This window comes from Pseudomonas sp. CCNWLW23, from assembly GCF_037095675.1.
In the GTDB taxonomy this organism is placed as follows: domain Bacteria; phylum Pseudomonadota; class Gammaproteobacteria; order Pseudomonadales; family Pseudomonadaceae; genus Aquipseudomonas; species Aquipseudomonas atacamensis.
In genome coordinates this window covers 28,229-46,822 of sequence record NZ_JBAWKM010000026.1, presented here as the reverse complement: position 1 = coordinate 46,822, position 18,594 = coordinate 28,229, and the positions used below count along the sequence as shown (strand labels likewise).

General features: G+C 59.3%; 17 protein-coding genes. 7 read left to right on the top strand and 10 right to left on the bottom strand.

The window, feature by feature from the left end:
- Positions 1-34: 34 nt before the first annotated feature.
- The 4 genes from V8J63_RS24800 to V8J63_RS24785 all read right to left on the bottom strand — a co-directional run bounded on the left by V8J63_RS24800 (position 35) and on the right by V8J63_RS24785 (position 4,197).
- Positions 35-799 (bottom strand): amino acid ABC transporter ATP-binding protein, encoded by a 765-nt coding sequence (locus V8J63_RS24800; protein ID WP_016771581.1) that lies wholly within the window; start codon positions 797-799, stop codon positions 35-37.
- 13 nt (positions 800-812) lie between these two features.
- Positions 813-1,907 (bottom strand): amino acid ABC transporter permease, encoded by a 1,095-nt coding sequence (locus tag V8J63_RS24795; protein WP_110600243.1) that lies wholly within the window; start codon positions 1,905-1,907, stop codon positions 813-815.
- Between the two features lie 10 nt (positions 1,908-1,917).
- On the bottom strand, positions 1,918-3,099 hold the full coding sequence (locus V8J63_RS24790; RefSeq protein WP_071174462.1) for an amino acid ABC transporter permease: 1,182 nt from the start codon (positions 3,097-3,099) through the stop codon (positions 1,918-1,920).
- Between the two features lie 66 nt (positions 3,100-3,165).
- A complete protein-coding gene (locus V8J63_RS24785; protein WP_016771583.1) occupies positions 3,166-4,197 on the bottom strand; it encodes an amino acid ABC transporter substrate-binding protein in 1,032 nt (343 codons plus the stop codon).
- A gap of 468 nt (positions 4,198-4,665) precedes the next feature.
- On the opposite strand from V8J63_RS24785, the gene V8J63_RS24780 reads away from it, so the two are divergent.
- The 5 genes from V8J63_RS24780 (at position 4,666) to V8J63_RS24760 (ending at position 9,947) form a co-directional block, all read left to right on the top strand.
- The gene (locus V8J63_RS24780) at positions 4,666-5,322 is read left to right on the top strand and encodes an alpha/beta hydrolase (protein ID WP_110600245.1); all 657 of its coding nucleotides are present in this window, start codon (positions 4,666-4,668) and stop codon (positions 5,320-5,322) included.
- Between the two features lie 96 nt (positions 5,323-5,418).
- Positions 5,419-6,897: an ATP-dependent RNA helicase RhlB gene (rhlB, locus tag V8J63_RS24775; RefSeq protein WP_016771585.1), complete on the top strand. Its 1,479-nt coding sequence runs from the start codon at positions 5,419-5,421 to the stop codon at positions 6,895-6,897.
- A gap of 117 nt (positions 6,898-7,014) precedes the next feature.
- Positions 7,015-7,959 (top strand): ornithine cyclodeaminase family protein, encoded by a 945-nt coding sequence (locus V8J63_RS24770; protein WP_336464776.1) that lies wholly within the window; start codon positions 7,015-7,017, stop codon positions 7,957-7,959.
- Positions 7,960-8,108: 149 nt separating this feature from the next.
- Positions 8,109-9,236 carry an NAD(P)/FAD-dependent oxidoreductase gene (locus V8J63_RS24765; protein ID WP_336464775.1) on the top strand — a complete coding sequence of 376 codons (1,128 nt, stop codon included), beginning with the start codon at positions 8,109-8,111 and terminating at the stop codon, positions 9,234-9,236.
- 84 nt (positions 9,237-9,320) lie between these two features.
- Positions 9,321-9,947, top strand: a complete 627-nt coding sequence (locus V8J63_RS24760) for a helix-turn-helix transcriptional regulator (protein ID WP_016771588.1) — start codon at positions 9,321-9,323, stop codon at positions 9,945-9,947.
- Positions 9,948-10,048: 101 nt separating this feature from the next.
- Here V8J63_RS24760 and V8J63_RS24755 read toward each other — a convergent pair whose 3' ends face one another.
- The 6 genes from V8J63_RS24755 to V8J63_RS24730 all read right to left on the bottom strand — a co-directional run bounded on the left by V8J63_RS24755 (position 10,049) and on the right by V8J63_RS24730 (position 15,306).
- A complete protein-coding gene (locus V8J63_RS24755) occupies positions 10,049-10,825 on the bottom strand; it encodes an ABC transporter substrate-binding protein (protein WP_110646409.1) in 777 nt (258 codons plus the stop codon).
- 263 nt (positions 10,826-11,088) lie between these two features.
- The gene (gene moaE, locus V8J63_RS24750) at positions 11,089-11,541 is read right to left on the bottom strand and encodes a molybdopterin synthase catalytic subunit MoaE (protein WP_016771590.1); all 453 of its coding nucleotides are present in this window, start codon (positions 11,539-11,541) and stop codon (positions 11,089-11,091) included.
- Between the two features lie 2 nt (positions 11,542-11,543).
- Positions 11,544-11,786, bottom strand: a complete 243-nt coding sequence (locus V8J63_RS24745; RefSeq protein ID WP_016771591.1) for a MoaD/ThiS family protein — start codon at positions 11,784-11,786, stop codon at positions 11,544-11,546.
- Positions 11,783-12,256 (bottom strand): cyclic pyranopterin monophosphate synthase MoaC, encoded by a 474-nt coding sequence (moaC, locus tag V8J63_RS24740; protein WP_008080206.1) that lies wholly within the window; start codon positions 12,254-12,256, stop codon positions 11,783-11,785. Before moaC ends, V8J63_RS24745 begins: the two co-directional genes overlap by 4 nt.
- A 240-nt stretch (positions 12,257-12,496) precedes the next feature.
- Positions 12,497-13,891 carry a PhoH family protein gene (locus tag V8J63_RS24735; protein ID WP_024011685.1) on the bottom strand — a complete coding sequence of 465 codons (1,395 nt, stop codon included), beginning with the start codon at positions 13,889-13,891 and terminating at the stop codon, positions 12,497-12,499.
- A gap of 338 nt (positions 13,892-14,229) precedes the next feature.
- Complete coding sequence (locus V8J63_RS24730) at positions 14,230-15,306, bottom strand: polysaccharide deacetylase family protein (protein WP_425645517.1); 1,077 nt, start codon at positions 15,304-15,306, stop codon at positions 14,230-14,232.
- Positions 15,307-15,680: 374 nt separating this feature from the next.
- Here V8J63_RS24730 and yaaA point away from each other — a divergent pair, with 374 nt between their 5' ends.
- Both yaaA and V8J63_RS24720 read left to right on the top strand, forming a co-directional pair.
- Positions 15,681-16,460 (top strand): peroxide stress protein YaaA, encoded by a 780-nt coding sequence (gene yaaA / locus V8J63_RS24725; protein WP_016771594.1) that lies wholly within the window; start codon positions 15,681-15,683, stop codon positions 16,458-16,460.
- Positions 16,461-17,267: 807 nt separating this feature from the next.
- Complete coding sequence (locus V8J63_RS24720; RefSeq protein WP_125927509.1) at positions 17,268-18,584, top strand: nucleotide sugar dehydrogenase; 1,317 nt, start codon at positions 17,268-17,270, stop codon at positions 18,582-18,584.
- The last annotated feature ends 10 nt before the right edge of the window (positions 18,585-18,594 follow it).

Sequence of the window (18,594 nt, the reverse complement as noted above, 5' to 3'; positions counted from 1 at the left end):
GGCACATGGCCGGGTTGGTTTCACTTATCAACCATCAATGCAAAATCTGACTCAAGAACAACTTGGTCCGATCATTCTGCGGATTGTCGAAGAAATCGTTCGGCGCGGCCTGTTCAACGATTTCGCCCTTGTCCATGAAGATCACGCGGTTGGCCACGGTGCGGGCAAAGCCCATTTCGTGGGTCACGCAGAGCATGGTCATACCGTCTTCGGCCAGACCGATCATGGTGTCGAGAACCTCTTTCACCATTTCCGGATCGAGCGCTGAAGTCGGCTCGTCAAACAGCATGATTTTCGGCTTCATGCACAAGGCGCGGGCGATCGCCACACGCTGTTGCTGGCCGCCGGACAGTTGCCCCGGGTACTTGTGCGCCTGCTCCGGAATGCGTACGCGTTCCAGGTAATGCATGGCAATTTCTTCGGCCTTGCGCTTGGGCATTTTGCGCACCCACATCGGCGCCAGGGTGCAGTTCTGCAGAATGGTCAGGTGCGGGAACAGGTTGAAGTGCTGGAACACCATGCCGACTTCGCGACGGATCGCTTCGATCTGCTTGAGGTCGTTGGTCAGTTCCACGCCATCGACAACGATGCGGCCCTGCTGGTGTTCTTCCAGACGATTCAGGCAACGAATCGTGGTCGACTTACCGGAACCCGACGGGCCGCACAGGACGATGCGCTCGCCCTGTTTGACGTTGAGGTTGATGTCTTTGAGTACGTGAAACTGGCCGTACCACTTGTTCACGCCCTGCATCTGGATAATGCCTTCCGGACCCACAGGCTTTTTGATTGCTTCGCTCATTTACAGAGAACTCCTAACGCTTGTGGCCAGTGTCGAGCTTGCGTTCCAGATGCATGGAATAGCGCGACATACCAAAACAGAAAATCCAGAACACCAGGGCGGCGAACACGTAGCCTTCGGTGGCCATGCCCAGCCATTTCGGGTCGGCCGCGGCTTGCTTGACGCTGTTGAGCAGGTCGAACAGGCCGATGATGATCACCAGGCTGGTGTCCTTGAACAGCGCAATGAACGTGTTGACGATGCCCGGAATCACCAGCTTCAGCGCTTGCGGCAGAATCACCAGGCCCATCGAACGCCAGTAACCGAGGCCCATCGCTGCTGCCGCTTCGTACTGCCCTTTGGGAATCGCTTGCAGACCACCGCGCACCACTTCGGCGACGTACGCCGACTGGAACAGGATCACGCCGATCAGCGCCCGCAGCAGCTTGTCGAAGTTCATGCCTTCGGGCAGGAACAGCGGCAGCATTACCGAGGACATGAACAGCACCGTGATCAACGGCACGCCGCGCCAGAACTCGATGAAAGTCACGCAGACCACACGAATCGCCGGCATGTTCGAACGTCGTCCCAGCGCCAGCACGATGCCCAGCGGCAATGCTCCGGCGATGCCGACGGTGGCGATCACCAGGGTCAGCATCAGGCCGCCCCACTGGCTGGTCGGCACGGTGGTCATTCCGAAACCGCCGTGCAACAAGATGAAGGCGATGATCGGGTACAGCACCAGGAAGCTCAGGCCGTACACCGCTTTACGCGGCACGCGCGAGATGAACAGCGGTGCTGCGCCAATGACCGCCAGCCACACGGTCAGATCAACGCGCCAGCGCAGCTCGGTCGGGTAGTAGCCGTACATGAACTGGCCGAAACGCTGCTGAATGAACACCCAGCAGGCGCCTTCCTTGGTGCAGTCGGCGCGGGTGGTGCCGACCCAGTTGGCATCGACGATCGCCCAGCTGAGGATCGGTGGCACGACCAGGTAGATCAGGTAGAACGCAAACAGCGTCAGCAGGGTGTTGAGCCAGCTGGAGAACATGTTTGCGCGCATCCACGCCACCACGCCGATACTGCTGTTCGGTGGAGGCATGTCGGGTTTGAAAGTATGAGTACTCATGCGCTTTTCCTTACCGCTCGATCAGCGCAATGCGCTTGTTGTACCAGTTCATCAGCAGGGAAATGCTGATACTGATCGCCAGGTACACGCTCATGGTGATGGCAATCACTTCGATGGCCTGCCCGGTCTGGTTGAGCACGGTGCCAGCGAACAGCGAAACCATTTCCGGGTAACCGATACCGGCCGCCAGCGAAGAGTTCTTCGCAAGGTTCAGGTATTGGCTGGTCAGCGGCGGAATGATCACGCGCAGGGCTTGCGGGATGATCACCTTGCGCAGGGTCGGGCCGTTGCGCAGGCCGAGGGAACGCGCTGCTTCGGTCTGGCCGTGGCTGACCGACTTGATCCCGGAACGTACGATCTCGGCGATGAACGCTGCGGTGTACACGGTGAGCGCCAGGGTCAATGCCAGCAGTTCCGGGATCAACACCCAGCCGCCGACAAAGTTGAAGCCCTTGAGCTCGGGCATTTCCCAGTGCAGCGGAGCGCCGAAGATCAGCGCGCACAGGGTCGGGATCACCAGCGCAATTGCCAGGCCGGTCCAGAACTTGTGGAACGGTACGCCGGTTTCTTCGAAACGCTTGTTGGCCCAGCGGCACATCAGCACGATGCCGACAATGGCCAGGACGATGCTGATCACGAACGCCCAGAAGCCGTCGGCAGCGAGTGCGGCCGGCATGTTCAGGCCACGGCTGCTGACGAAGAAGGTGTCGCCGAAGTTGTGGCTGTTGCGCGGCCCCGGCATGGTCAGGAACACCGCGAAGTACCAGAACAGGATCTGCAGCAGCGGCGGAATGTTGCGGAATACTTCCACATACACCGTCGCCAGTTTGGCGATGATCCAGTTCTGCGACAGCCGCGCCACGCCAACGATGAAACCGAGAATCGTCGCCAGGATCACGCCGATAAAGGTCACCAACAGGGTGTTGAGCAGGCCGATGACAAACACCCGCGCGTAACTGTCCGCTTCGGTGTAGTCGATCAGGGTTTGAGCGATGCCGAATCCGGCACTGCGCTCCAGAAAGCTGAAGCCGGAGGTGATGCCCCGGTGCTGAAGGTTGGTTTGCGTATTGTCGAACAGGTACCAGCCAAGCGAGACCACCGCCACAACGGTGATGATCTGGAATAGCCACGCACGCACTCGTGGATCGCTGAGGCTGAGCCTCTGCTTTGGTGCGCCGATTGAATTTTGCATGAAGTGCCCCGGAAGAAATGGAACAAGAACATCACCCGGCGGTTGGCCCGCCGGGCGATAGAACCATTAGCGCACTGGTGGTGCGTACTGAATGCCGCCGTTGTTCCACAGGGCGTTCAGGCCACGGTCGATTTCCAGCGGAGTGCTCTTGCCGAGGTTTTTCTCGAAGATTTCGCCGTAGTTGCCGACCTGCTTGACGATCTGCACAACCCAGTCTTTCGGCAGTTTCAGGTCTTTGCCGTATTCGCCGTCAGCACCGAGCATACGGGCTACGTCCGGGTTCTTGGTGGACTTGGCTTCAGCTTCGACGTTCTTCGAAGTGATGCCGGCTTCTTCGGCATTGAGCAGCGCGTAGCCGACCCAACGCACGATCGCCAGCCACTCGTCGTCGCCGTTACGTACGACCGGGCCCAATGGTTCCTTGGAAATGGTTTCCGGCAGCACCACGTAGTCCTTCGGCGAGGCCAGCTTGCTGCGCTGCGCGAACAGCTGGGACTTGTCGGAGGTCAGCACGTCGCAACGACCGGATTCCAGCGACTTGGCGCTTTCATCGGAGGTGTCGAAGGTGATCGGGGTGTATTTCAGACCGTTGCCACGGAAGTAGTCGGAAACGTTCAGTTCGGTGGTGGTACCGGCCTGGATGCAGATGGTCGCGCCGTCGAGCTCTTTGGCACTTTTCACGCCCAGCTTGTTGTTCACCAGGAAGCCGATGCCGTCGTAGTAGGTGATGAAGCCCGGGAATTTCAGGCCCATGCCCGCGTCACGGGAACTGGTCATGGTGGTGTTGCGCGACAGGATGTCGATCTCGCCGGACTGCAGCGCGGTGAAGCGCTCCTTGGCGTTCAACTGGCTGAACTTGACCTTGTTGGCGTCGCCGAAAACGGCTGCCGCCACAGCGCGGCAGACGTCAGCATCGATGCCGAGAATCTTGCCGGTCGCATCCGGTACCGAGAAGCCCGGCAGACCGTCGCTCACGCCACACTGCACGAAACCTTTTTTCTGTACCGCATCCAGGGTTGCACCCGCCTGAGCGAACCCGCTGACGCCGAGTACTGCTGCAGCAGTCACGACCGCCAGAGTGGATTTCAACATCTTCATTCAAACCTCCAGTTTTGCTCTTGTTGTGTCGGAGCTTGAGTCCTGTCGCACCCTTTTGAGGCGTTGTTGACCCGTGTTGGCTTTTTTTGGGGTCAACCGACGTAAGACCTTCGCTATGAGTCTAGTAGGAGAAAATCCACATCATGGATCACTCACTTCTCACCAATCGGCCGAACGGGCTGTAGCCCTTTCACGTTCGCTAAGCCCGTTTCGGCCATTGGCGAACATCCATCACCGGATTCGTTGCTATCCCATCACGCGACTGACACTGATAGTGTTACCGCCGCGCAACGGATGCTTCGTACGCAAAGCTCCATAGCAAACGCCGTACCACACCGCTTGCGAAAGTGATTGCGCGACACGTCAATAGCTAAACTTGTAACCTTGCGACATCTTGTTAACGGATCAACCGGGCGCGCACTTCAATCACGCACTCAATGAGAGCGCCCGCACATTTTTGGAGCAGACATGACCGAGCCCTTGATTCTTCAGCCTGTTAAGCCCGCAGACGCCTGCGTGATCTGGCTGCACGGCCTCGGCGCCGACCGTTACGACTTCCTGCCGGTAGCCGAGGCATTGCAGGAAAGTCTGTTGAGCACGCGCTTTGTGCTGCCGCAGGCACCGACCCGTCCAGTGACGATAAATGGCGGATATGCCATGCCCAGCTGGTATGACATCAAGGCCATGAGCCCGGCCCGGGCGATCGATCGCGACCAACTGGAGGCGTCGGCAGAGCGCATCATCGAGCTGATCGAAAACGAGCGCGCCAGCGGAATAGACGCCTCGCGGATTTTCCTTGCCGGGTTTTCGCAAGGCGGCGCGGTGGTATTGCATACCGCGTTCCTTAAATGGCAGGGACCGCTGGGCGGGGTGCTGGCGTTGTCGACGTACGCACCGACATTCAGCGACGAACTGGAGTTATCCGCCAGTCAGCAGCGTATTCCGGTGCTGTGTCTGCACGGGCAGTTCGATGGCGTGGTGCAGAACTCGATGGGGCGCACTGCCTATGAGCATTTGGTGAAGCATGGTGTCACCGTGACATGGCAGGAATACCCAATGGAGCACGAAGTGTTACCTGAAGAGATTCGCGACGTCGGCGTCTGGCTGAGCGAACGCCTGCGCTGATTCGCGAGCAATGTCCGCCCATTGATCCCTCCTACTACGCCGCGCCCGATTCTTGCATTACACTGGCCGGCGTACATTCCTTAACCAACTGATGAGATGACCGTGCTCAAAGCACTCAAGAAGATGTTCGGTAAAAGCGAGGCTGAGCAGCTCGCGCCAGTTCCCAGTGCGCCGTCGCACGCCCCCGGTCATCGCACCGATGCCCCGCAGGCCGACCGCCCCGCTCCCGCAGCCGCACCGAAGCCAGAAGAAATACCCGCTGCGCCAGCGCCAATTGCCGTAGAGCCTGCACCCAGCGAAGCGCCGAAACCGGCCAGGCCACGTCGCGAACCGAAGCCCAAGGCACCGGTCATTCCATGGAAACTCGAAGACTTCGTCGTCGAGCCGCAGGAAGGCAAAACCCGCTTTCACGATTTCAAGCTTGCTCCGGAACTGATGCACGCCATCCAGGACCTGGGCTTTCCGTACTGCACGCCGATCCAGGCGCAGGTGCTGGGTTTCACCCTCGCCGGCAAAGACGCCATTGGCCGCGCGCAGACCGGCACCGGCAAGACCGCCGCGTTCCTGATCTCGATCATCACCCAGTTGCTGCAGACGCCGCCGCCGAAAGAGCGCTACATGGGCGAACCGCGCGCACTGATCATCGCGCCGACCCGTGAGCTGGTGGTGCAGATCGCCAAGGACGCCGCTGACCTGACCAAGTACACCGGCCTCAACGTCATGACCTTCGTCGGCGGCATGGACTTCGACAAACAGCTCAAGCACCTCGAAGCACGTCATTGCGACATCCTCGTCGCCACGCCTGGCCGCTTGCTCGACTTCAACCAGCGCGGCGATGTGCACCTGGACATGGTTGAAGTGATGGTGCTGGACGAAGCCGACCGCATGCTCGATATGGGTTTCATCCCACAGGTACGGCAGATCATTCGCCAGACCCCGCCGAAGTCCGAACGCCAGACTTTGCTGTTCTCCGCAACCTTCACCGAAGACGTGATGAATCTGGCCAAGCAATGGACCACCGACCCGGCCATCGTCGAAATCGAAATCACCAACGTCGCCAACGAGAACGTCGAGCAGCACATCTACGCCGTGGCCGCTGCCGACAAATACAAACTGCTCTATAACCTGGTCAACGACAACGGTTGGGAGCGGGTCATCGTGTTTGCCAACCGCAAGGACGAAGTACGCCGCATCGAAGAGCGTCTGGTGCGTGACGGCATCAACGCCGCGCAGCTGTCCGGCGACGTACCGCAGCACAAGCGCATCAAGACTCTGGAAGGTTTCCGCGAAGGCAAGATTCGCGTGCTGGTCGCCACCGATGTCGCCGGTCGCGGCATCCACATCGACGGTATCAGCCACGTGATCAACTTCACCCTGCCGGAAGTGCCGGACGACTACGTGCACCGCATCGGCCGTACCGGTCGCGCAGGCGCTGACGGTGTGTCGATCAGCTTTGCCGGCGAGGACGATTCCTACCAGTTGCCGTCGATCGAAGAAAAACTTGGTCGCAAGATCAGCTGCGAAACCCCGCCGACGCATCTGCTGCGTGCGGTTGAGCGTAAGCGTCCGCAGTAAGCCCCGCTATACGAGAAAGCGCAGCCGGCAACGGACTGCGCTTTTTTTATGCCCGATGGTTGCTCACCAGAACTAAAAGTCCATAATGGAAAAATAAGTTCAGTTTCGGAGCGCGAAATGTCCAATACGCCTTATGTGATCGATCAAGCCCAAGCCCATGAGCTATTGGCGCGTATCGATGTTCCGCAAATACTGCGCAAGCTGTTCCGCGATCTGGCGGCCGGTAACGCCGTGCAGCCGACGCAGCAATGGGTCGACTTCCCGCAGGGCGCCGGCGACTTCATCAATTATCTGGGCGTGCTGGCCGAGGATGGCGTGTACGGAGTGAAGACTTCGCCGTACATCGTCCGTGAGCAGGGTGCGCTGGTGACGGCATGGACATTGTTGATGTCGATGAAAACCGGCCAGCCGCTGCTGCTCTGTGATGCCGGCGAACTGACCACCGCGCGCACCGCCGCGACCACGGCAGTGGCGGTCGACGCCCTCGCCCCGTTGGACGCCCAGCGACTGGCAATCATCGGCAGCGGCAAGGTCGCTCAGGCGCATCTGCATTACGCCAAGGCGCTGCGCGACTGGCAGAGCATCAGCCTGTATTCGCCATCGCTGCTGGAAGATGCGGAAACACAGACTGTGTTGAAGTCCATCGCGCCGTCACTGAAGATTGCCGACAGCCGCGAAACCGCCATCTCCGATGCTGACGTGATCATGCTCTGCACCTCGTCTGCCGGGCCGGTGATCGATCCGGCGCAACTGCACAAACCGGCGCTGATCACCTCGATCAGCACCAACGCCCCGCGCGCCCATGAAGTACCGCCGCAAAGCCTCAACGACATGCAGGTGTTCTGCGACTATCGTCAGACCACGCCGGGTTCGGCAGGTGAGATGCTGATTGCCGCCGAACAGCATGGCTGGAGCAAGGATTCGATTGTTGGCGACCTCGCCGACTTGCTCAGCGAAAAAGTGCAACGCCCGGATTACCAGCGGCATGTGTTTTTCCGTTCGATCGGTCTGGGCCTGGAAGACATTGCCCTCGCCAATGCGGTTTATCACTTAACCCACTAACGCCAAAAATCCCTGTGGAAGCGAGCCTGCTCGCGAATGCGGTCTGACATTCACCGAAGATGTCGACTGATACACCGCTTTCGCGAGCAGGCTCGCTCCCACAAGGGACTAGCGAACGCCTTGATATTGCGTACCCACTGGAGACCTACATGAGCCACGCAGATTTCATCATCATCGGCGGCGGGATTGCCGGCGCTTCTACCGGGTTCTGGCTGGCGCCGCACGGCAAAGTGATCGTGCTCGAGCGTGAAACCCATCCTGGCTATCACTCCACCGGTCGCTCCGCCGCGCTGTACACCGCCGCCTACGGCACCGCACAGGTCCGCGCACTGACTCAGGCCAGCCGCGCGTTTTTCGACAGCCCTCCAAGCGGCTTCTGCGAGCACCCGCTGCTGACCCCACGCGGCGAAATGACCGTCGACTTCATCGGTGATCCCGCCGAACTGAACAACCAATACCTCAGCGCCAAAGCCACGGTGCCGCAGATGCAATTGCTCAGCGCCGACGAAGCCTGCGCGCGTCTGCCGATCCTGCGCCGGGACAAAGTCCACGGCGCGATCTACGATCCATCGGCCTGCGACATCGACACCGACGCGCTGCATCAAGGCTACCTGCGCGGCATTCGGCGCAATCACGGCGAAGTCCGCACCGATTGCGAGGTGCTCGGCTTGAGCTGCGATGCCGATGGCCTGTGGATCGTGCAGACCAACGGCGAGACATTCAGCGCACCGGTGCTCATCAACGCCGCCGGTGCCTGGGCCGACAAGATCGCTGCCCTGGCCGGCGCGCAGCCGCTGGGTCTGCAACCGAAACGCCGCGCCGCATTTATATTTGCCGGCCCGGAAGGCGTGGACACTCATCACTGGCCGATGCTGGTCAGCCTCGACGAATCCTTCTACATGAAGCCCGACGCCGGCATGTTCCTCGGCTCGCCGGCCAACGCCGATCCGGTCGAACCGCACGACGTGCAGCCGGAAGAACTCGACATCGCCATGGGCATCTATCAGATCGAAGAGGCCACCACGCTGACCATCCGCCGCCCGACCCGCACTTGGGCCGGTCTGCGCAGTTTCGTTGTCGACGGTGATCTGCTCAGCGGCTTCGATCCGCAAGTTCCGGGGCTGTTCTGGGTCGCCGCGCAGGGTGGTTACGGCATCCAGACGTCGCCAGCGATGGGCCAGGCCAGTGCGGCGCTGGTGCGCGGCGAGCCGTTTCCCGAGCACCTGCATGAATTCGGTCTGGACAGCGCCATGCTCTCCCCGGCCCGACTGGCTTGATCGCATCGACTCGTCGAAAAGATTGCGGCACACTCGCAGCGCCCCGGCACAAGGGGCGCTGACGCTGCCTGGAGCTCCACTGTCATGACTGCCCCCGAATTCGATCCGGCGCTGGATAACTTCCGCGCCATCGCCGACGCCATCGCCACGCTGTTCTTCCCCCACGCCGAGGTGGTGCTGCACGACCTGCGCACGCAGAAGGTCGACTACATCGCCAACAACCTGTCCAAGCGCGAGATCGGCGACGACTCGTCGCTGGAAGACATGCTCAGCGAGGATGTCAGCGACAGGAACATCGGCCCGTACGAAAAGCTCAACTGGGACGGTCAGAAAATTCGCAGCCTGAGCACCGTGCTGCGCGACAGCGAAAGCCGTCCGCTGGCGGTGCTGTGCATCAACCTGAATATTTCCCTGTTCGAGAACGCCAAGGCGGCGCTGGATCTGTTTCTCTCGCCGAGCAAACTGATTCCGCAGCCGGACTCGCTGTTCCGTGATGACTGGCAGGAGCGCATCAACACCTTCCTCCACGCCTGGCTGCGCGAGCGGCAGTTGAGCCTGAACCTGCTGACCCGCGATCACAAACGCGAGCTGGTGCTGGCGCTGCACGCCGAGGGCGCGTTCAAGGGTAAGAGCGCCTCGAACTACGTGGCCAATGTGCTGAACATGGGGCGGGCGACGGTGTACAAGCATTTGAAGGAATTGAAGGGCTGAAGATTTGCATCGCCAGCGCCGGCCTCTTCGCGAGCAGGCTCGCTCCCACATTTGGAATGCGTTACCCCTGTGGGAGCGAGCCAGCTCGCGAAAGCGCTTGATCAATCGCCGTAGATATCGGTCTTGAAATACTTCTCGGAAATCTTCTGGTACTCGCCATTCGCGCGAATCCCGTCGATGGCGCTGTTCAACTGGCTGACCAGTTCACCGTTGCCCTTGCGCACGGCAATCCCCGCGCCCTCGCCGACGTACTTCGGATCCTTCAGCTCCGGCCCGACAAACGCGTAACCCTTGCCGCGCGGCATCGACAGGAAGTCATTGAGCGGAATGGTGTCGGCAAAAATCGCATCAAGGCGCCCCGCCGCCAGGTCCATGTAGATTTCTTCGTTGTTGCTGTAGCGCTTGACGTTGATGCCCTTGGGTTCGAATACCTCGGTGGCGTAACGATCAGTGGTGGTCGCGCGCTGCACGCCGACGTTCTTGCCTTTGAGGCTGGCGTACTGATCATCGACCGTAGCGCCTTCCTTCATCACCAGACGCGAAGAAGTGAAATAGTACTTGTGGCTGAAATCCACCGACTTCTTGCGATCTTCGTTGATGGTCATCGACGACAGCGCCATGTCGATCTTCTTCACTTTCAGCGAAGGAATCAGCCCGTCGAACTCACCTTCAACCCACACGCACTTGACCTTCATCTGCGCACACAGGGCATTGCCGATGTCGTAGTCGAAACCGACGATTTCACCTTTATCGGTTTTCGACGCGAATGGCGGGTAGGCCGCTTCGATGCCGATGCGCAAGGTTTTCTCGGCGGCAAAGGTGCTGGCACAGGCCAGCAGGCTGAAGGCAAGGCCGGTGATGAGGGGGAGTTTCTTCATGTTCGTTCTCTCGCGGGTTGTTGTTGGTTTGGCGAAGAAGAGCAGCTACAAGCGGCAAGCTGATAGCTGCAAGACAGAAGCTTTTTTTGTACTTGGAAATCCATACTGGACTCTCAGGTACAAATCGTCAATCGGGTAGAGAAGGAAGGATTTTCGGTGTCGCAGATGATGACTTCGCGAGCAGGCTCGCTCCCACAGGGGAACGCATTCCAATTGTGGGAGCGAGCTTGCTCGCGAAGGCGTACTGAGGGGCGCTACAGGAATTACTTCTTCCAGCGATCGGCGGCGGCATGATCACTATCACGTCCTTCGACCCAACGTGGTCCATCGCTGGTATTTTCTTTCTTCCAGAACGGCGCGCGGGTTTTCAGGTAGTCCATGACGAAGGCGCAGGCATCGAACGCGGCCTGGCGATGGGCGCTGGCGGCGCCGACGAAGACGATCGGCTCGCCCGGTTCCAGCGCGCCAATGCGATGCAGCACTTCCAGTTTCAACAGCGGCCAGCGCTGCTCAGCTTCGACAGCGATCTTGCCGAGGGCTTTTTCGGTCATGCCCGGATAATGCTCGAGGAACATCCCGGCCACGTCGAGACCGTCGTTGAAATCGCGCACGTAACCGACAAAGCTCACCACCGCGCCAACGCCGACATTGGCCGCGTGCATCGCATTGACTTCAGCGCCCGGATCGAACGGCGTGGCCTGCACGCGAATCGCCATGTTCAGCCTCCGGTCACGGTGGGGAAAAACGCCACTTCGTCGCCATCGACCACCGGCTCATCGAGCTGGCAGAGGTCTTCGTTACGTGCGCACATCAGGTTCTGCTCGCTCAGCACTTCGGCGCCATCACGTTGTGCCAACAGTGCGCGAACGTCATCGACGGTAGCGAAATCGCCTTCAACCGCAACCGAATCCACGCCCAGCGCTTCACGGTAGCGGGCAAAAAACTTCACGGTCAGTTTCATGGCTGCTCCGCCTGGAAGTGGCCGCTCTTGCCGCCGACTTTCTCCAGCAGCCGCACGCTTTCGATGGTCATGCCACGGTCGACGGCTTTGCACATGTCGTAAATGGTCAGGGCGGCGACGCTGGCGGCGGTCAGCGCTTCCATCTCGACGCCGGTCTGCCCGGACAACTTGCAGCGGGCGACGATACGCACGCTGTCCTCACCCTCGGCGCTGAGTTCGACTTTGACGCCAGTCAGCATCAGCGGATGGCACAGGGGAATCAGATCGCTGGTTTTCTTCGCCGCCTGAATCCCGGCAATGCGCGCCACGGCGAACACATCGCCCTTGGGGTGGCCGCCGCTGACGATCATCTGCAGGGTTTCAGGGAGCATGCGCACCAGCGCTTGAGCGGTCGCTTCACGGAACGTCACGGCTTTTTCAGTGACGTCGACCATGTTGGCGCGACCTTGGGAATCGAGATGAGTCAGCACGGGATTACTCCTGATCAGGAGCGTGGATTGTAAACCTGTGGGTCAGATATCCGCATCACTGATTATGAAATCACCGTTGCCCCCTGTGGGAGCGAGCCTGCTCGCGAAAGCGGATTCAGATTCACTATAGATGTCGACTGATACACCGCATTCGCGAGCAGGCTCGCTCCCACAGGAGATATGCATTCATCCATAAAAAAACCGGGCGGCTTTAAGGGCCGCCCGGTCTTGTGGGAAGGGTTACAGATGCGATTCGGCGTATTCGGCCAGGATCGAGCGAGGCACCCCTTGCAAGGTGATGTGCACACCGTTGGGGAAATCCTTGAAGCGTTCGGTCAGGTAGGTCAGCCCGGAGCTGGTCGCGGACAGGTAAGGGGTGTCGATCTGCGCCAGGTTGCCCAGGCACACCACTTTGGAACCGGCGCCGGCACGGGTGATGATGGTTTTCATCTGGTGCGGCGTGAGGTTCTGGCATTCGTCGATCAGGATCAGGCTCTGCTGGAAGCTGCGACCGCGAATGTAGTTGAGCGATTTGAACTGCAACGGCACTTTGCTGAGGATGTAGTCGACGCTGCCATGGGTGTTTTCGTCATCCATGTGCAAGGCTTCGAGGTTGTCGGTGATGGCGCCCAGCCAAGGCTCCATTTTCTCCGCTTCGGTGCCGGGCAGGAAACCGATTTCCTGGTCCAGGCCCTGCACGCTGCGGGTGGCGATAATGCGGCGATAACGTTTGCTGACCATGGTCTGCTCGATCGCAGCGGCCAGCGCCAGAATGGTCTTACCGGAACCGGCGGCGCCAGACAGGTTGACCAGATGAATGTCCGGGTCAAGCAACGCATACAGCGCCAGACTCTGATAGATGTCGCGCGGCTTCAGGCCCCAGGCCTCCTGATGCAGCAGCGGTTCCTGGTGCAGGTCGAGGATCAGCAGGCGGTCTTCCTGGATTTCCTTGATCCAGCCGACAAAGCCCTGCTCGTCGATGATGAACTCGTTGATGTGCACGGCCGGCAGGTTGTCGATCAGTTGCACCTGATGCCAGGTGCGGCCGTGGTCCTGACGGGTTTCGACCTTGCTCACGCGGTCCCAGAAGGAGCCGGTCATGTTGTGGTAGCCGTTGGGCAGCAGGGACACGTCATCGACCAACTGGTCGGTGCTGTAGTCCTCGGCGTCGATGCCACAGGCGCGCGCCTTGAGGCGCATGTTGATGTCTTTGGTGACCAGCACCACCGGTTTTTGCGGATCGCGGGTATGCAGATCAATCAGTTGGTTGATGATTTTGTTGTCGTTCAGGTGCTCGGGCAGAATCAGGTTCGACTCGGCCTGTTTGCTCATCAGAATTGACAGCAAGCCTTTCGGCCCGCCCTTGCCGCGCTGGATCGGCACACCCAGTTCGACGTCCTCGGGGGACGCATCGCCCAGCGTCTTGTCGATCAGGCGGATCGCCTGACGGCATTCGGCGGCCACGCTGTGATGGCCGCTCTTGAGCTTGTCCAGCTCTTCCAGCACGGTCATCGGGATGGCGACGTGGTGTTCTTCGAAATTCAGCAGGGCATTTGGATCGTGAATCAATACGTTGGTATCGAGTACATACAGGATTGGCTGGTTGGAGGAAGGGCTGCGTCCGTGATCATCCATACTCGGTCACCTTTGTGGGAGCCATTCGACGCAATACCTTGACAGTGCTGCGCCTCGAGGTGACTGCCGAATTCATCCACGAGGGCCTGGATGAGCTGCACACAATAGGAGTCTGGGAAGACGCCACCTGTGTTGCAGGTTTCGGCGGTCTGTCTTCGTAATACTCCAAAACCGATGACATAAAAAAGCACTTTGACGGTTTTTTTAAGTTTATTTTGCAGAGTGACGAAAAGCCCTTGGCGGACTCCCCGTACCCCGCTAAAGTCGGAAGTCCGCCTGCATCGAATTCCTCCTGAAAATTACCCCAAGCCCAATGTTTCCGGGCTTTTTGTCGTTTCTCAACGAAACGCGTCCTGACAGTCTTCCCAGCCAATGCCGCTCTGCGCAGTCTGGGTGATCAGCCACGGCAGCGACGTCTTCACCGCATCCTGTTTCATGTTGAAATTGATCACCCCGTGCCGCCACAGCAGCATCAGGGTCAACACTCGCTGCGCGCTGGCCGGCCCCTTGAGCTTGCCGGCACCGTCCTGGGCATCGATGTCCCACAGTGCCACTTGCAGGCCCTGGCTATTGAAAAAACCTTGCGCGTCACTGCGGCGCTGGCCATCCGGCGGACGGAATAGCGGCACGTAGTTTTCCGGCAGTTTGTTCTTCACCAGATCGGCGCTGCGCCGTACCGAATCCTGCCAGTCCTGCCAATGGCTGTGGGAGCGGAACTCCCAGCCCTGCACGCCCACGCACTGCCGGGAGAAACTCGCCTGCAGACTGCTGACCGAACGGCCGGCGAGTCGTGCCTGAATATCCTTGCCCAGGACAAAGAATGTCCCGCTCAGGTTCGATTTGCGCAGGTACTCGGCCAGCCAGTCGGTGTTGTCCGGTTGCACGTTGGCGGCGCTGTCGAACGTCAGCAGAAACAGCCGGTCGTGCATGTCGTCGCCGTTGCGCTCGTAGTCGCCGAAACGATCGAATTCGTTACTGGTTTGCGGCGACAGCGCCGCCTTGCGCATCAGCTCGTCGAGGTACTGCAGATGGAAGATCCGGCTCGGCTCGGCCCATTTGGTGTAATAGCTGTCGTCGCTGACCACGAACTTGGCCGCCTGCTCGCGCAGGGTCGGCAGGTCTTCGACGAGGAAGCAGAACGAGGCGTCCTGATCGCAGCTTTGCTGGGCGTGGTTGTAGTTGGCGAGCAAGCGCTGCCAGAGGCGCTGGCGCAGCTGGTTGACCGCATCGATATTGACCGTGCGCAGGCCCAGGCGCTGGGCCAGTGCCGCCTCGTCGATGGACTCGGTGCCGAGCAGGCCGCGAGCGAACATGAGGATTTCCGCCCGCGACGCGACGTCGAACAGGGTCGGATTGCTGAGCTGCTCCGGCCAGGTCGTGCGATCCAGCGTCGCCGCGTCGCCGGGCGCCGCCATGGCGCCGAAGCTCAGCAGCCACGCGGTGAATATAAGAACAATGCGCAAAGGGATGTCTCCATAACAAAACCCGCGCGGCACTATAGCTGATGTGCAAGATTCAAGGTCGTCACCCTCACCCCAGCCCTCTCCCAGAGGGAGAGGGAGCTGACCGAGCGGTTCTTTCGATATCCGTCTACCTGAGCTATCGAGTCGAACTCAAATTTGAATCCAGCGAACATCGGCCCCCTCTCCCTCTGGGAGAGGGCTGGGGTGAGGGTAAAATCCACCAACCGTCGCAAATCCCGGCACTTGCACCGACCTATAACCCCCATAGCTGGAGTCAACAAGAACAACCCCCTAGAATCGCCCCCACGATTAAAGGAGACGACTTCATGCTGATGGTGATTTCCCCCGCCAAGACCCTCGACTACGAAACACCGCCGGCGACCCAGCGCTTCACCCAGCCGCAGTACCTCGACCATTCCCAGGAATTGATCCAGCAGTTGCGCGAGCTGAGTCCGGCGCAGATCAGCGAGTTGATGCACGTGTCCGACAAGATCGGTGGCCTCAACGCCGCGCGTTTCGGCAGCTGGACACCCGCCTTCACCCCAGAGAACGCCAAGCAGGCGCTGCTCGCCTTCAAGGGTGATGTGTACACCGGCCTCGACGCGCAATCCTTCAGCGAGGCGCAATTCGATTACGCGCAAAAGCACCTGCGCATGCTCTCTGGCCTTTATGGCCTGCTGCGGCCGCTGGACCTGATGCAACCCTATCGCCTGGAAATGGGCACCAAACTGGCCAACGCCCGTGGCAAGGATCTGTATGCGTTCTGGGGCACGCGCATCAGCGAGTGGCTGAACGAAGCGCTGGCCGAGCAAGGCGATGACGTACTGCTCAACCTTGCATCCAACGAATACTTTTCCGCGGTCAAGCGCAGCGCGTTGAAGGCGCGGATCATCAACACCGAGTTCAAGGATCAGAAGAACGGTCAGTACAAGATCATCAGTTTCTACGCGAAGAAAGCGCGCGGTCTGATGAGCCGTTTTGTTATCCAGGAACGCATCAACGACCCGGCTCAGCTCAAGCAATTCGATGTACAGGGTTATCGCTACAGCGCCGAGCAGTCGAAACCCGACAATCTGGTGTTTTTGCGCGACCACGCCCCGGAATAAAGCATGCCCTTTGCACGACTCTTTTCGTCAGGAGTCGTGCAGTCCGCCCGAAGTCAAAATCCCCCCGCGACATATCGCCAAATTCATGGCGCCAATAAAACCACACTCTATTTTCTAATTTTAGTTTCACTCGACACTGAAGTTTTTTTTCAGTAGTGGCACCTAAATTTTTACCCGTAGTGGCACAAAACTATCGGCCCCGGTTTCGCCCCGATAATTAAAGGGCGAAATCGTTAGTGCTATCAATTTGCACCCAGTGCCATCTTCATCAATATTTCAAAAAATTTCGGCTGGCACGATGAGCGGGCTGGAACTATGTCCAAATGCGTCGCTCATACCACCGGTAACGATTCTCGCCGAGTTTGTACGAGATAACTTACGCAGAGCTGATAGCCATGTAACCAAGTTGTCACAGCAACTTGCCTGAGTGACTAACTAGTCTCAAAACAATCGAAGGACAGGAGATACGCACCATTAATATCCCCTACAAAGGCCAAGGCCGCGCCCCTATAAACGTGCTCGCCTGAGCACCTAACTGCTTGATTTACCGGCTCCCTACCGGACGTCGAGCAGGCTACACGACTGCACTAGAGTCTTCCCGCACGGAAGATCGGCTGCATAACAGGGCAAGTCATAACAACAAGGCCTAGTTGCGCACATCTTGAGTGCACTTATTAGACACTCGGAACTTTGTATGCCTGCACACGGCATTGTTGCGCCTGTAAGCCGCACTTCCGAGTGCACTAGTGACCGCTGAACACCATTAACTCCGGCCTCTAAGGCCTGATATATACAGAGGTAATTGCGATGCGCATCAGCATATTTGGTTTGGGTTACGTTGGCGCAGTATGTGCCGGTTGCCTGTCTGCACGGGGCCATGACGTAGTTGGCGTCGATGTTGCCAAAGACAAGATCGACATGATTAACGCCGGCAAATCGCCGATTGTAGAACCGGGCTTGGGCGAACTGCTGCAACAGGGAGTCCAGACCGCTCGTCTGCGCGGTACGACCAACTTCGCCGAGGCGATTCGTGATACCGACCTGTCGATGATCTGCGTCGGCACGCCGAGCAAAAAGAACGGCGACCTGGAACTGAACTACATCGAGGCCGTGTGCCGCGAGATCGGTTTTGTCCTGCGTGAAAAAACCACCCGTCACACCATCGTCGTGCGCAGCACCGTGTTGCCAGGCACCGTGGCCAACGTGGTCATCCCGATTCTGGAAGACTGCTCGGGCAAGAAGGCTGGCGTCGATTTTGGCGTAGCGGTCAACCCGGAATTCCTCCGCGAATCCACCGCCATTGCCGACTACGATCACCCACCGATGACCGTAATCGGCGAGTTCGATACCGCCTCGGGCGACGTTCTGCAATCGCTGTACGAAGAACTCGACGCACCGATCATCCGCAAGGACATCGCCGTTGCCGAGATGATCAAGTACACCTGCAACGTCTGGCACGCGACCAAAGTGACCTTCGCCAACGAGATCGGCAACATCGCCAAAGCGGTCGGCGTCGATGGTCGTGAAGTGATGGACGTAGTCTGCCAGGACAAGACCCTGAACCTGTCCCAGTACTACATGCGCCCGGGCTTCGCCTTCGGCGGTTCGTGCCTACCCAAAGACGTACGTGCGCTGACCTACCGCGCCGGTTCCCTGGACGTCGAGGCGCCGCTGCTCAACTCGCTGATGCGCAGTAACGAATCGCAAGTGCAGAACGCTTTCGACATCGTTGAAAGCCATGAAAAACGCAAAGTCGCCCTGCTCGGTCTGAGCTTCAAGGCCGGCACCGACGACCTGCGCGAAAGCCCGCTGGTCGAACTGGCGGAAATGCTGATCGGCAAGGGTTACGACCTGAGCATCTACGACAGCAACGTCGAATACGCCCGTGTCCACGGTGCGAACAAGGACTACATCGAATCGAAGATTCCGCACGTATCGTCCCTGCTCAACTCCGACTTCGACTCGGTGATCGACAACTCCGACGTGATCATCCTCGGCAACCGCGACGAGAAATTCCGTTCGCTGGCCCAGGAAGCGCCGCACGGCAAGCAAGTCATCGACCTGGTGGGCTTCATGTCCAAGCCCACCAGCGCCGGTAGCCGCACCGAAGGCATTTGCTGGTAAGGCAAGCCTC

What these genes read in the sequence shown, in the direction of transcription:
- V8J63_RS24800 (WP_016771581.1), bottom strand. Translation starts at nt 799, where the DNA reads ATGAGCGAAGCAATCAAAAAGCCTGTGGGTCCGGAAGGCATTATCCAG.
- V8J63_RS24795 (WP_110600243.1), bottom strand. Translation starts at nt 1,907, where the DNA reads ATGAGTACTCATACTTTCAAACCCGACATGCCTCCACCGAACAGCAGT.
- V8J63_RS24790 (WP_071174462.1), bottom strand. Translation starts at nt 3,099, where the DNA reads ATGCAAAATTCAATCGGCGCACCAAAGCAGAGGCTCAGCCTCAGCGAT.
- V8J63_RS24785 (WP_016771583.1), bottom strand. Translation starts at nt 4,197, where the DNA reads ATGAAGATGTTGAAATCCACTCTGGCGGTCGTGACTGCTGCAGCAGTA.
- V8J63_RS24780 (WP_110600245.1), top strand. Translation starts at nt 4,666, where the DNA reads ATGACCGAGCCCTTGATTCTTCAGCCTGTTAAGCCCGCAGACGCCTGC.
- rhlB (WP_016771585.1), top strand. Translation starts at nt 5,419, where the DNA reads ATGACCGTGCTCAAAGCACTCAAGAAGATGTTCGGTAAAAGCGAGGCT.
- V8J63_RS24770 (WP_336464776.1), top strand. Translation starts at nt 7,015, where the DNA reads ATGTCCAATACGCCTTATGTGATCGATCAAGCCCAAGCCCATGAGCTA.
- V8J63_RS24765 (WP_336464775.1), top strand. Translation starts at nt 8,109, where the DNA reads ATGAGCCACGCAGATTTCATCATCATCGGCGGCGGGATTGCCGGCGCT.
- V8J63_RS24760 (WP_016771588.1), top strand. Translation starts at nt 9,321, where the DNA reads ATGACTGCCCCCGAATTCGATCCGGCGCTGGATAACTTCCGCGCCATC.
- V8J63_RS24755 (WP_110646409.1), bottom strand. Translation starts at nt 10,825, where the DNA reads ATGAAGAAACTCCCCCTCATCACCGGCCTTGCCTTCAGCCTGCTGGCC.
- moaE (WP_016771590.1), bottom strand. Translation starts at nt 11,541, where the DNA reads ATGGCGATTCGCGTGCAGGCCACGCCGTTCGATCCGGGCGCTGAAGTC.
- V8J63_RS24745 (WP_016771591.1), bottom strand. Translation starts at nt 11,786, where the DNA reads ATGAAACTGACCGTGAAGTTTTTTGCCCGCTACCGTGAAGCGCTGGGC.
- V8J63_RS24735 (WP_024011685.1), bottom strand. Translation starts at nt 13,891, where the DNA reads ATGGATGATCACGGACGCAGCCCTTCCTCCAACCAGCCAATCCTGTAT.
- V8J63_RS24730 (WP_425645517.1), bottom strand. Translation starts at nt 15,306, where the DNA reads ATGGCGGCGCCCGGCGACGCGGCGACGCTGGATCGCACGACCTGGCCG.
- yaaA (WP_016771594.1), top strand. Translation starts at nt 15,681, where the DNA reads ATGCTGATGGTGATTTCCCCCGCCAAGACCCTCGACTACGAAACACCG.
- V8J63_RS24720 (WP_125927509.1), top strand. Translation starts at nt 17,268, where the DNA reads ATGCGCATCAGCATATTTGGTTTGGGTTACGTTGGCGCAGTATGTGCC.